At 37.7% G+C, this 12,644-nt stretch carries 11 protein-coding genes; 10 read left to right on the forward strand and 1 reads right to left on the reverse strand.

The window, feature by feature from the left end; genetic code table 11:
- The first annotated feature begins 12 nt into the window (after positions 1 to 12).
- The 5 genes from HMPREF0873_RS05230 (at position 13) to HMPREF0873_RS05250 (ending at position 6,869) form a co-directional block, all read left to right on the forward strand.
- Positions 13 to 2,601 (forward strand): 3'-5' exonuclease, encoded by a 2,589-nt coding sequence (locus tag HMPREF0873_RS05230; protein WP_008714822.1) that lies wholly within the window; start codon positions 13 to 15, stop codon positions 2,599 to 2,601.
- Entirely contained in the window at positions 2,601 to 3,719 is a 1,119-nt protein-coding gene (locus HMPREF0873_RS05235) for an RluA family pseudouridine synthase (protein WP_038125677.1), read from the forward strand. Before HMPREF0873_RS05230 ends, HMPREF0873_RS05235 begins: the two co-directional genes overlap by 1 nt.
- A 260-nt stretch (positions 3,720 to 3,979) precedes the next feature.
- Positions 3,980 to 5,104, forward strand: a complete 1,125-nt coding sequence (locus HMPREF0873_RS05240; RefSeq protein ID WP_008714826.1) for a cation diffusion facilitator family transporter — start codon at positions 3,980 to 3,982, stop codon at positions 5,102 to 5,104.
- A 207-nt stretch (positions 5,105 to 5,311) separates the two neighbouring features.
- On the forward strand, positions 5,312 to 6,202 hold the full coding sequence (locus HMPREF0873_RS05245; protein ID WP_008714828.1) for a hypothetical protein: 891 nt from the start codon (positions 5,312 to 5,314) through the stop codon (positions 6,200 to 6,202).
- A gap of 94 nt (positions 6,203 to 6,296) precedes the next feature.
- Positions 6,297 to 6,869, forward strand: a complete 573-nt coding sequence (locus HMPREF0873_RS05250) for an immunity protein YezG family protein (RefSeq protein WP_008714829.1) — start codon at positions 6,297 to 6,299, stop codon at positions 6,867 to 6,869.
- 33 nt (positions 6,870 to 6,902) lie between these two features.
- Here HMPREF0873_RS05250 and HMPREF0873_RS05255 read toward each other — a convergent pair whose 3' ends face one another.
- A complete protein-coding gene (locus HMPREF0873_RS05255) occupies positions 6,903 to 8,345 on the reverse strand; it encodes an amino acid permease (protein WP_004694928.1) in 1,443 nt (480 codons plus the stop codon).
- A gap of 293 nt (positions 8,346 to 8,638) precedes the next feature.
- Here HMPREF0873_RS05255 and HMPREF0873_RS05260 point away from each other — a divergent pair, with 293 nt between their 5' ends.
- From HMPREF0873_RS05260 to HMPREF0873_RS05280, 5 genes are all read left to right on the forward strand, one after another.
- A complete protein-coding gene (locus HMPREF0873_RS05260) occupies positions 8,639 to 9,046 on the forward strand; it encodes a polyketide cyclase (protein WP_008602279.1) in 408 nt (135 codons plus the stop codon).
- 12 nt (positions 9,047 to 9,058) lie between these two features.
- Entirely contained in the window at positions 9,059 to 9,502 is a 444-nt protein-coding gene (locus HMPREF0873_RS05265; RefSeq protein WP_008714831.1) for a MarR family winged helix-turn-helix transcriptional regulator, read from the forward strand.
- Positions 9,503 to 9,537: 35 nt separating this feature from the next.
- On the forward strand, positions 9,538 to 10,050 hold the full coding sequence (locus HMPREF0873_RS05270) for a pyridoxamine 5'-phosphate oxidase family protein (RefSeq protein WP_008714833.1): 513 nt from the start codon (positions 9,538 to 9,540) through the stop codon (positions 10,048 to 10,050).
- Positions 10,051 to 10,288: 238 nt separating this feature from the next.
- On the forward strand, positions 10,289 to 11,050 hold the full coding sequence (locus HMPREF0873_RS05275; RefSeq protein ID WP_008714836.1) for a hypothetical protein: 762 nt from the start codon (positions 10,289 to 10,291) through the stop codon (positions 11,048 to 11,050).
- A gap of 131 nt (positions 11,051 to 11,181) precedes the next feature.
- Positions 11,182 to 12,489 carry a hypothetical protein gene (locus tag HMPREF0873_RS05280; RefSeq protein WP_008714837.1) on the forward strand — a complete coding sequence of 436 codons (1,308 nt, stop codon included), beginning with the start codon at positions 11,182 to 11,184 and terminating at the stop codon, positions 12,487 to 12,489.
- Positions 12,490 to 12,644: the final 155 nt, after the last annotated feature.

Below are 12,644 nucleotides of genomic sequence, written 5' to 3' on the forward strand. Positions count from 1 at the left end.
CAGGAGGTTTTTATGCTTATCAATCGTGAACAACAACGCGTTATTGATGAAGTGGAACAGAATATCCTCTTGTTAGCGTCCGCTGGGACGGGAAAAACGAATACACTTGCTTATCGAGTGGCTCATCTCATCGAGGGTGGCTATGCGAAGGCGGAGAATATCTTGTGCATGACCTTTACGAACAAGGCCGCAAATGAGATGAAAGGCCGCATTCAATCGCTCGTAGGCAGTCCTGCAAAGGCTGTGGAGGTTAGTACATTCCACAGCTTTTGCTTTTTCATTCTCCAACAAGAGGGAAAGCGCAACGAAACCTTGTACACAGATGTGACCATCTTTGACGAAGAAGACTGCAAGGAACTCTCTGAACCGTACCGTCCTGGTAAATTGCGAGAAATGTCCTTTGCTAATGTTATCGCTATGGTGAAAGAATATCGCTCTTTATATGGATTTTATTCTGATGACCTTCTAGGCGATTACAAGCGGACCATCGAACGCTTACAGAAGGAACAGCGCGAAGCCATTGAGCAGCAATTCTCCAGCTTTGGCAATGTCCTCTATAGTGAACTCAATGATTTCTTGAACCATGGTCACGAATGGATTGCTGCGTATGATGAAAGCTTAGCTTCCGTGCACGGTCTAGATTTTACAGACCTCATCTGCGGTGTTCATCGCCTATTCCAAGACCCTGTAGTTCGTGAACGCTGGCGCAGTCGTTACAGCTATATCTCTGTAGATGAAATGCAAGATACAGGCGTACTGGAGTACAAAGTTCTAGAAATGCTGTGGGAAGGTAATCACGTGCTACTATGTGGTGACTATTTCCAAACGATTTACGAATGGCGTGGCTCCGATCCGTTCCGCTTGCTCAAGCAATTTGATGCGGATTTCAAGCCTTTAAAAATCATCTTCTACGAAAACTATCGTTCTAATTGGACGCTCTTTACGATGGCTTTCAAAACCTTACAAAATATGTTCCCTGACCTGGTTGGGTCTATCTACACTGAATTGCCTCGTGCCAATAGTGAAAGCAAGGGTAAGCCTGTTCTCATTAAAGGTTGTAAAAATAGCTACCTTGAGGGCCGCTATATCTACGAAGCTATCTGTGCATTACCGAAGGATGCTAATATCGGCGTTCTCGTGAGGGATAATAAAAAGGCACAGCAGCTTAGTGATTCTTTTGAACGTCTTAACGGCGAACGACCTGAAGAGGAACGCCGTCATTTCATGATTATCGACGAGTTCAAATTCTTTAGACGTCAAGAAATTAAAGATATTATGGCCTACTTCAAGTTGTTGATGAATCCTAATGACTCTGTCAGTGCGAAGCGTATTATTAAACGCTATGTTGCAGGGATTGGTGACGCTCGTATCGCTGCGATTGAAAGCCCAGAGACGCGCCAAGTAGGTTTAAAATTGACGGACTTCATGGATATGCCTATCTTTGAGGCTGAGCCTTATGCAAAGCTTGTCAGTGGCTTAGAGCAGCACGAAGTAGTTGTTTATGACGTGGAGAGCACCGGCACAGATACGTCTCAAGACCGCATCATTCAAATTGCAGCTATCCGCATCGATGAAAATGGACAGGTCTTAGAGGCCTTTGAACGATTTATCAATCCTGGTATACCTGTTGGTCAATCCAAAGAGGTACACGGCTTCTCCGATGCGTATTTACAAGAACACGGTGAAGATCCGGCTACAGTACTCAAAGCGTTTAAGGAGTTTTCTAAGGATGCTATTATCGTAGGTCACAATGTAAACTATGATGTGACCATCTTTACGAATGAATTGGCGCGTCATAACTTAGGCAATCCTGAGTTCAAGGCTATTTACGATACACTCGATATCTACCGTCGTTTCTATCCTAATTTGCCAAATCATAAATTGGGCTTCCTAGCATCTAAGTTTCCTATACACCATGAGCCAACACATAATGCAATGGATGATATCTTGGCCACTGCACAGCTTTTAATTTATGCGGTGAAAGAAAAAATCGTACCGACCACAACGGGTCGTATGGTAGCTATAAATAAATATAAAGCAGCTTTCACGGATATTGCCTCTCAAATGGCGACCTTGCGTAGAAAAGCCTATACGGAGATGCCAACGAAATTATTGGCGTATATCATGAATCAAATGGGGGTTTTAGAGTACTATAAATCTCATGGGGAAGCGGCTAAAGTAGAGCATATACGCGATTTGTATCGCATCATGGAAAAACTAGATGCGGCTTATGAAGGGCCTGCTGGTTTGGCTCGATTAAACCAAATCTTACAGATGGCGGCCCTTACGGCGGGTGAACCAGCACAACAGGTGAGAAACGAAGATCGCATTCCTATCATTACCATTCACCAAGCGAAGGGCAGCGAGTTTGACCATGTATTCTTAGCTGGGCTAAACGAAGGAATTTTCCCGAGTCCCTTTGCCATTGCAGAAGGTCGTGGAGACGAGGAAAAGCGTTTGTTCTATGTGGGCATTACTCGACCTAAACAAGAATTGACCATTACCTTTGAACAGACGAATATACGAGGTAGAGCGGTTCAACCAAGTTCGCTACTCAACTATATGCCACGAGATCCTGAACTCGTAGAAAGGAGATACTAATGGCGCGAAAAACACATCGCCCTGATGATATTCTGTGGACCGTGACAGCTGTAGATATAGAAGCTGTACTTAGCAAGAAAAATGCAAGACAAAAGCTAATAGGTAATGGACAAGATATATCAAGTAAAAATCGAGATATATCGAGTAGCAATCAAGACATATCAAGTCGTGGTTCTGAGCATATTGGAGAAGTACGCGATATTTCACTTGGTGAAGTGTTAGATACTAGATATCCTAGAAAGTCCTTAGTTAAACTCTTTGAAGAGAAATTAATCCACATTAATGGTCATAAGGCTACGCCAAAAGATGCAATCTATGAAGGCGACGAGATTTGGATTGCTATGGCGAAGGAAAAAATAGATCATGACCCTATCGAAATGGACTTACGCATTCTGTATGAAGATACTGATCTCCTTATTGTGGATAAGCCAAGTGGTGTGACGGTAAACTCTAAAGATCAAGTTTCTCTTGCCAATGGTGTGGCGCACTATTTTAAAGAACATGGTATCAAGCGAAAGGTACGTTTCTTGAACCGTCTCGACAGAGATACGACGGGCTGCATTGTCATTGCAAAAAGTGGTTTAGCACAAAGTATTTATCAACAGCAAATGGATGATAATACATTTGAAAAGTGGTATATGGCGACTGTGGAAGGCATTGTAGAAGCCGATGAGGATTCTTTAGTATTCCCTATGGAACGCAGTGTTGATGGGATTCATTACGAAGTGAATCCTAAGGGAAAAGAGACTCGTACAGATTTTTCCGTCCTATGTAGACATTCTTCAGAGACTGTGGATAACTCTGTGAATAAGTCTAAAAATTCTGTGGATATAGCACCAAAAAATGTGGATATAAACTTAGGAGATGTTGATAAAAGTAATCAAAATGTGGACAAAACTGTGTATAAGTCCAATAAATGTGGATATTCTGAGGTTTTAGTTCGTTTGTACACAGGGAAAACACATCAAATTCGAGTAGCTTTCAGCCACATAGGTCACCCTCTTGTAGGAGATACCTTATACGGTGCACAACCTACGGAACAGCCATTCCAATTACGGGCTCAAAAGGTAGTATTCACACACATGCGCACAGGAGAGCGTATTACGGTTACGGCATAATCTGATCTGATTAACTTGTTACGTAATACAAAATACTAGTTTGTTAATAATAAGTTTGTACTATACATTGTGAAGTCACAATACATCAAATACTCTAATTGAGAAATGAGAATTGTTGATAACTCAGCAAAATCAATAAGTTTAAAAATATTTTTCAAGAAAAATAATGACAAATGATAATCGATAAGCTATAATAGGACTATAAGCAAATCGATATAGTTCAATTTAAAAACTATAAATCAGAATGTAAGAGGTGTAGTATGATTTTACAAGATAATAGTGCAGCACGTAATCGGGGGATTACGCTTGCCAGTATAAAAGGCATTATAGGTAATGTCGTTCTCGTTATTTTTAAAATGATTGTGGGCCTTGCGTCTAATTCCATCGCCATCATCCTTGATGCGGTAAATAACTTAACAGATGTATTGTCCTCTGTATTAACTATTGTGGGTACGAAATTAGCCGCCAAAGGGGCTGATAAGGAGCATCCATTTGGCCACGGTCGTATAGAATATATGACTACCATGGCCATAGCTTTCATCATTCTCGGTGCAGGTATTGGATCCCTTAAGGAATCTGTGGATAAAATTATCCACCCTGAGGTATCTACATTTGATATTCCAGGTCTTGTTATCATCGCTGTTGCCATCGTGGTGAAAGTAGTGATGGGTCGTTATATCAAGGCACAAGGTGAGAAATATAAATCCGATGCACTCGTAGCATCTGGTATAGATGCCCTTTTTGATGCAGTGATTACCTTTGCCACATTGGTATCTGCAGGCTTAGTTTTTTTCTTTAACTTTGATATTCAAGGTTATGTGGGCGCTGTTATTTCTGTTTTGATTTTAAAAGCAGCGTATGATATTTTACGTGAAATGTATAACCATTTGCTCGGTGTTCGGGCAGATGATAATTTAATCCGTAATATTAAAGAAACTATCGCACAGCATCCGAATGTGGGTGGTGTATATGACTTGGTATTAAATAGCTATGGTCCGGGAGAAACAATTGGTTCCGTTCATATTTCTGTACCAGATTCTATGACAATGGCAGAAGTTCATCCATTAACAAAGGGCATTGCGGTTCATCTTTATAAAAAGTTTGGCATCAATATGACTGTTGGTGTATATGCTGAAAACAAACCAAGTGTAGAAGTACTTGAAATTAGAAAAGCTCTTGATCAAGTTATTAGTTTATATACACATGTAGTACAAGTACATGCCTTCTACGTACAAGAAGAAAAGAAGGTTATCTACTACGATATTATCTTTGACTTTGACGAAGAAGATCCACATAGTACATTAGAAAAAATCAAGGCAGAAATGCAAAAACGTTACCCTGATTATACACAATTCGCTATTGTGGATACGGATTTTAGTAACTAATTTAGTAATATTGATTTTGATATTTCTGCGAATAGAAACATCTAAGTATATCTCTTTGCTATATAGGACAATTTCATAACCAATATTATAAAATTAAAGGCTTTTACCAGTAATTGACAGAATATAATCAGTCAAGAATTGGCAGAAGTCTTTTCTTTTATTAGTCGACAGATTTAGTTATACTATAGGTAAGAGAGAGGTGGTCCTATGTTGCAATGGATACAAAAGCATTATATTGTTGGTTTTTTGCTTTTACTTATCCTTATTTTGTGTGCCTTACACCTTAGTGGTACGAGAAATGAGGCTCGAATTTTACCAAAACAAGGGGTAATTATAGAAAAGGATATTGCGGTTGATATTAATCGTAATCCTACTGCGGCATTAAAGATTCTGAGTGCATCTAATTATTCTGAATCGTATACTATCGATGTATTACCCATTTTAAAACAATATAACTGTTATATTGTTGATTATCTTATTATTAATGAGGAACTATATCTACTCGGATGCTCTAATGATACTATTCCTGATATGAAGTTGTATCCACTTTTGATTTTTAAAATCAATGATACATCTTTAGTTTCTAATATTATTGGATATGATTTAGATAAATTTTCTGCTTCCTTAGATTATATAGATGGAAAAATTATAGCCTCTAATCGAGATGGAGAATATATTATAGATGCTAATTTATCTGCTTCTAAAATAGTTGATACAGATCCACGTTTGGTTCAACAAAAGAAAGAAAGTAAACATGGTATTAAAAATGATAAAGTAATATTAGACTCTCTTATTCCTAGAGAATTATATATAAATGGTAAGGTAGGAGATACTTATTTGCTCACGGTTACTCCTCTTATATATGCGAAACCAAATATGAATTTACCTTTTGATTTTTTTAAAGCTGAACAGTATTATGGTATTCCTATATATGAAAATATGATGTTGTTCTGGAATGTTAAGACTGATGAGATGGAACGCTATGAAAATCTAAAATCGATTACCTCTTTTAATATTAAATATATGGATATGAACTACGATACTAAACGTTTTGAACGATGGAACCAAATCATTAATAGTGTCAGTCCTAAAAATTAAGTATGACTTGATATTAAACTGTTTAATGAATATAATAGAATGTGTTGTATAAAATATAATTTGTTTTGATGTATCCTAACTAAGGAGAGATGGAATGAAAAAAATTGCTCTTACCGCATTAGCTGTAATGGCGGTTGTTGGTATGTTCGCGGTTCAGCCTGCAGATGCAAAAAAGGTAGAACAAGATCCAGTAGTGGCACCTATTGATATGCCTATGAATGATGAAATTCAACAGGTTAATGGTGTGTCTAAATCAACAAATAAAGAAACACGACGTTTGTCTAATAATTTAGCAGAAGCTACAAAAGTGATGATTAAAAAGAATTGGAAGACCATTTATATTAAAGCTGTTCCTACGGGAGATAAGGATGCTGTACGCTTTTATTACAAAGATAATAGAGGTCAAGTATACAATGGCCAAGTCATTAGAAATACAGGTCTATCCAAGGGTAAATATATGGCCGGTTCTTTACATCAAACAGAGGCCTTGCAAGAATTAGTTAATCACTTGCAACAGAATGATCAAGAAGTACCATCCTCTATTGATATCATAATCACTCAAGAAGGCTATCGCATTAAGACTATCTTTAATTACAATGAAGATACAAGTAACTTACCAGCATATCTACAACAATATGAACAACAAAACTTCCCGTCAATGAAGTAAAAGAAAAGCTCGTGCATAGCACGAGCTTTTTTGTTAGATTACGTAATCATCGGAATCGTCTTTTTTAGGTTTTTTGTAAAGTTCTTTTACGCCTGCCATTTCGATGAGTTCTTCCCCAAGGGCATCTTCATCGTCCGTGTTAAGCATGGAGTAGAAGGCCCAAAGAATAATAAACCAAATTGGTGTGAACAAGAGGGCAATTCGCGTATCTTCGTTTAAGGCTAGAATGGCTAAAACGAAAACGAAGAACGCGAGGATAACGTAATTCATTACTGGGTATAGAGGCATTTTAAATTTAGACTGTGCCACTACATCAGGATTTTTTTTGCGATATTTGAGATGGCAAATAACCATCATGGCCCAAATAAAGATAAAGCAGAACGTAGAGATTGATGTAATCATAACGAATACTGCTTCAGGCATTACGTAGTTGAGTACAACCGTAATCAATAATACGGCTGCCGAGAAAATCGTTGCTTGGTATGGCACACTGCTGTGAGTCAAGCGGCGCATCGAACTCGGGGCGTGACCGCGTTTTGCCAAGGCGTAAATCATACGACCAGTACTGAAGATACCGGAGTTTGTAGCAGATGCTGCAGAGGTAAGAACAACGAAGTTTACGATACCTGCAGCGGCTGTAATACCAACGGCGGTAAATACAGCCACAAATGGACTTGCAGCAGGGTTAACGGCAGTCCAAGGGTAAATACTCATGATGATGGCTAAAGAGCCTACATAGAATAAAATAATACGCAATGGAATATTGTTTATGGCCATTGGAATAACCTTTTCAGGATCTTCTGTTTCGCCAGCCGTTAAACCTACGAGTTCTATGCCTGTGAAAGCAAATACAACCATTTGGAATGATAGGATAAAGCCCATCGTTCCATTCGGAAACCATCCTCCGTAATTCCACATATTACTAAAGGCGGCGACGCCAGCATCTGTAGTAAAACCTGTAACAATCATGATGATACCGATGATGATAAGAGAGATAATAGCGATTACCTTAATCAAGGCAAACCAGAATTCCATTTCGCCGAAATGTTTTACAGCTGTCAAGTTCATTAACAACAAGACGATTAAAACGAGTAAGGCGGGTATCCATTGGGGTAGCCACGGTATCCAGTACTGCATGTAGAGGCCTACGGCCGTTAAGTCTGCCATGGCTAGTGAAAGCCAGCAAAACCAGTATGTCCATCCCGTGATAAATGCTGCTCGATCCCCTAAGTAATCTTCTACAAAGTCGATAAAAGAGTGGTGGTTTAGGTTAGATAACAGTAATTCGCCTAGTGCTCTCATAATAAAGAAGCAAATAACACCTGTTATTAGGTAGGCGAATATAATGGATGGACCAGCCAAGTGAATGGCGCGGCCGGAGCCTAAGAATAAACCTGTACCAATAGCACCGCCGATAGCGAGCAACTGTACATGCCGGTTCTTAAGACCCCGTTTTAACTGATGCGTATCAGACATAATAAAGACCTCTTTTCTACAAACTATCTATAAATATAAAGGCTATGGATTACCACAGCTTTAACAATCTATAGAATCTTTAAAACTATTTTTTTATAATACAGTATCTATTCTAAAAAGTCAAATGTATTTTTACAGTAGACAAAAGACCTGATGATTTTCTGATGAGAGTATACCCTTATATTGATAAACGCATAGAATATCCTTTTTTGGAAGTTAATTGACGAATAATATAAAATAATTTATAATAAGTATACTTATAATAAAGCACTCGTAAAAAAGGAGGATATAAAATGGAATTTAGTTTTAGTTTGAAAATAAAAGCAACAAAAGAAGCTGTATGGGCGTACTATGCGAATATCGAAAAATGGTATGACTGGGAAGAGGATCTAAAAAATATTACATTAAACGGTAAATTTGAGACCGGTTCATGTGGTACAATGGAGCTTGAAGGCATGCCGCCTATGGAATATCAGCTTACTCTTGTAAAACCTTTTGAAGAGTTTTGGGATAAGACTGAAACTCCATTTGGTGCTATTCTTTTCGGACATCAAATAATTGATAATCATGACGGAAGTGTAAATGTAAAGCATACCGTAAGCTTAGAAAGTGAAGATAAGCAACATTTGGAATTTTTAAGTCAAGTTTTTTCTGATGTTCCCCAATCTATATTTATTCTAAAAAATTGTTTAGAAAGATAAGGAGATTGCTGTTTGTTTACATCAAAATATAAAGACAATTCAGAAAAATCAACAGGATTATTGTTCATGAGGGTGTACAATAAATGGCATTTTACTATAAAACAAGCGTTAAAAGAGTTGAACTTAACACATCCTCAATTTGTTGTTTTAGCATCTCTTGCATATCTATCACAACATGATAATGAAGTTACACAAGTTATGATTTCAAAACTTTCAGGGATAGATGTTATGACGGTATCTCAAATATTGAGCTTATTGGAAAAACGTGGTTTTGTAGAGCGAAAAGAGCACTCTAGAGATACACGTGCGAAAGCTGTTCTTTTAAATAAAGAGGGGGGTGCAATATTACAAAAGGCAGTTCCATTAGTTGAACAAATTGATGAAGTCTTTTTCGGAAAGCTAAAGAGTGATGAAGCTCAATTTAAACATCTTCTTGGCAGATTACATGAAGAGTAAGGTGTATTAATTTTCCGATTCTTGTGGAGGCTATTATGAGACGTCAAGATCGTATGGTTACAAATATAGATGAAATTAAGGGCATTTTAAATAGCACTCGCATCATTCACTTAGGTATGATGGATGGTGATTATCCTTACGTGGTACCTTTACATTTCGGTTATGAAATTGTAGATGATATACTCTACATCTATGTACATGGCTATCATGAGGGGAAGAAGTTTAATTTGATTAAAGTGAACCCCCATGTATTTATCGAAATTGACGGTAATGATGAGGCCCTCGTATCAGGTGGAGATATTCCTTGTAAATATAGCTCGGTTTATTCTAGTGTGATGGGCCGAGGAGAGGCTACCTACTTAGAGCGTGTTGATGAAAAGGCTCATGGTTTACAAGTGTTGATGAAGCATCAGACTGGTCGAGAATTTCCCTTTACTGATGCCATGGTAAACTCTGTGGGCGTCGTTCAAATTAAAGTTGTAGACTATACCGCAAAGAGACGAAGACAGCTTGAACAAGATATTATTATGCCTCCATTAACTAAATAATGACAAAACATCCTATTGAACTCTATTGTAATATAGCGTTTAGTAGGATGTTTTATTATGTATAACTAGTTAGAATTAAAGCAGCTAATGGCTCATAACTATACTTTCACAATAGGAAAGATAAAAGTTTTATGAAGTAGCTAGGGCAACAGAATAGGTGGCATGTTTTTGATATAAATAAGAAAATATATCATTATATGTGTAAAGTATATATCAAGTTTTTATAAAAGGAGAGATCATGAAGAAGCTTATATATAAGTCCGTTTTAGCTGCTATGGCTGTAGGATTATTGTGTGCAGGATATGTTTCAGCTGATGTTGTTAATGATTCAATATCTACCGATAATGTGGGTGTTTCCGCTGCCGTTACATTTGATATGCCTAGAGTTCATCCTGATTCAGCAATTAAAGCATTACCAAGAAAGACTTTATTAGAGTGGCCTATGAAAACGCAAGAAGGGGCTCGTAATTGGAAAGGAATAGTAGAAGCTGCACAGCAACTGCCGTATGAGGTCAAGGCGCCTAGCTATATACCTTATGGTTATCAGTTCTATACAGCGCGTCAAGATCAAAATGATGTATTAGAGGTTGTATATTATAAAAAAGGTGTGACTATCTATCGGGATGGGAAAAAATATATAGATAGTATTATGGCCTATAGAATGGGATATTCCTTGGATACTGTGAGAGACACACCATATGTTCCATCTGAGTACGGCGATCTTGAATGGTCTAAATCAGGTGATTCTAGTGGGGTTTATTATACAGGTAATCCTAAAACGCATATGGTTCGCAGCATTTCGTGGACGAAGGATGGGATGGCTTATTCTCTATTCTTCTTAGAACGGGTGAAAGAGGCTGATGCGGAATTCTATAAAGAGCATGTAGTACCGTTGAAGAGTATTGATAGCTCTCGTTATGAACTAGTTGGTAACTATCCGACAACACCTAAAACAATTGAAGAAATAAAAGAGGAACATGTAGTGCCTATGAAAGCATAGACTGGTGTGATTTATTAAGGGCACGTAATACTCTTGAAAGTCAGTGATCTGAGTTAAAAAATGTAATAGATAAATGATTACTTCGGTTATATATACTTATAAAATATCTAAATTTAGAGAGAGATGAAATTATGAGATTGAAAACAACAAAATCATTATTAGCCATGGGAATACTAGCTGCTGTGGTAAGTAGCTTTGGAGTACAACCAATTAGTGCGTTATCCCCTTTAGTGGATGAAAATGGAAATACTGTTACCATCGATACAGTGGAAAAGAATAAAGAGCTAATGAATCGTTATCGGTGGTATGATCAAGTTGATAATGGTGATATAGTACAGCTTAATGTTGACGCAATTACAAATTATTTTGGATATGATTTACAAATTCCATCTTATATGCCTGAAGACTATGCAGTACGCGATGTAAAGTCAAGGGATCATGACGTATTAGAAATTGTATATACGGAAACGGGCCATAATGGAGAATATGGTCAGAAATTAACCTTCTCTAATACAGATATTGTGTATCGTATGGGGTGGGCTATCGATACCGTGGTAAAGCCTATATTGGAAAAGACAAAATACAATGCTGATGATGCCGTTAACTTTACTACTCCTAATGGAATCCCTGTACATACTTTAGGCTCTAGCAACGATTCTGTTCAAATTGCTTATTGGGAAAAAGATAATAAAGTTCATATGCTCTACTTTGCTTCTTCAAGAAACCAAAACTATGTAAGCAAAATTGTAGATTCAGTAGGGCCGTTAAGTAACGTGGTTTCTGATGACACTAGATTACGTGGTGACCGAAATGATAAGCAAAATGTTAAACGAAATAATGTGCAAAGTGTTAAACAAAATGGTGAACAAGATAGACCTCATTTTGAAACTATTGGGTTGCCATTGCGTACACATACGAATTCTGAGTGGCCTATACTTACGAGTAAACCCATCGGCTTACCTAGCGGTGTAATCGATGCATCTCGTAAGATGTCCTATGACGTATCTGTACCAAGTTACTTGCCTCTTGGCTATACATACTATGCTACACATTTTTATGATAATGATGTATTAGAAACTGTATATTGGAAGGAAGGGCAAGAATATCAAGAACGCAGCGGACGTTGGGTAAATCATACGATGGTCTTTCGCATGAGCTACTCTACGGATACGGTATGGCCTAAAGAATATGTTCCAACGGAATACCATGACGTACAGTGGACTGACTCTACACCAACAGGTAATGTGCAGTATACAGGTGATGTAGATAAGGGCTTAGTACGCAGTGTTGCGTGGAGCAAAGATAATATGGCATATTTCTTGTTCTTCCAAGTGCCTGTGAAAGCATCTGAAGCAGAGTTTTATAAAGATCATGTAGTACCATTAAAAGATATTGATCCAAGTCGTACAGACTTAATCGGTGTAAAAACAATTGGTTAATACTAAACTCTAATAAGACTCTATAGCGTGATTTGGTGTTGCCATACGACGTTAGCGTTTAGTAAAAGAGTACATAATAAAAAGCACCTATCTCCTAGATATTAGAGTAATATCTTTGGAGATAGGTGCTTTTAGTGTATGTAATTTACATATAT

Source organism: Veillonella sp. 3_1_44 (assembly GCF_000163715.1).
In the GTDB taxonomy this organism is placed as follows: Bacteria; Bacillota; Negativicutes; order Veillonellales; family Veillonellaceae; genus Veillonella; species Veillonella parvula_A.

Bases quoted from the DNA above. Each gene is read 5' to 3' on its own strand.
- HMPREF0873_RS05230 (WP_008714822.1), top strand. From the start codon at position 13: ATGCTTATCAATCGTGAACAACAACGCGTTATTGATGAAGTGGAACAG.
- HMPREF0873_RS05235 (WP_038125677.1), top strand. From the start codon at position 2,601: ATGGCGCGAAAAACACATCGCCCTGATGATATTCTGTGGACCGTGACA.
- HMPREF0873_RS05240 (WP_008714826.1), top strand. From the start codon at position 3,980: ATGATTTTACAAGATAATAGTGCAGCACGTAATCGGGGGATTACGCTT.
- HMPREF0873_RS05245 (WP_008714828.1), top strand. From the start codon at position 5,312: ATGTTGCAATGGATACAAAAGCATTATATTGTTGGTTTTTTGCTTTTA.
- HMPREF0873_RS05250 (WP_008714829.1), top strand. From the start codon at position 6,297: ATGAAAAAAATTGCTCTTACCGCATTAGCTGTAATGGCGGTTGTTGGT.
- HMPREF0873_RS05255 (WP_004694928.1), bottom strand. From the start codon at position 8,345: ATGTCTGATACGCATCAGTTAAAACGGGGTCTTAAGAACCGGCATGTA.
- HMPREF0873_RS05260 (WP_008602279.1), top strand. From the start codon at position 8,639: ATGGAATTTAGTTTTAGTTTGAAAATAAAAGCAACAAAAGAAGCTGTA.
- HMPREF0873_RS05270 (WP_008714833.1), top strand. From the start codon at position 9,538: ATGAGACGTCAAGATCGTATGGTTACAAATATAGATGAAATTAAGGGC.
- HMPREF0873_RS05275 (WP_008714836.1), top strand. From the start codon at position 10,289: ATGAAGAAGCTTATATATAAGTCCGTTTTAGCTGCTATGGCTGTAGGA.
- HMPREF0873_RS05280 (WP_008714837.1), top strand. From the start codon at position 11,182: ATGAGATTGAAAACAACAAAATCATTATTAGCCATGGGAATACTAGCT.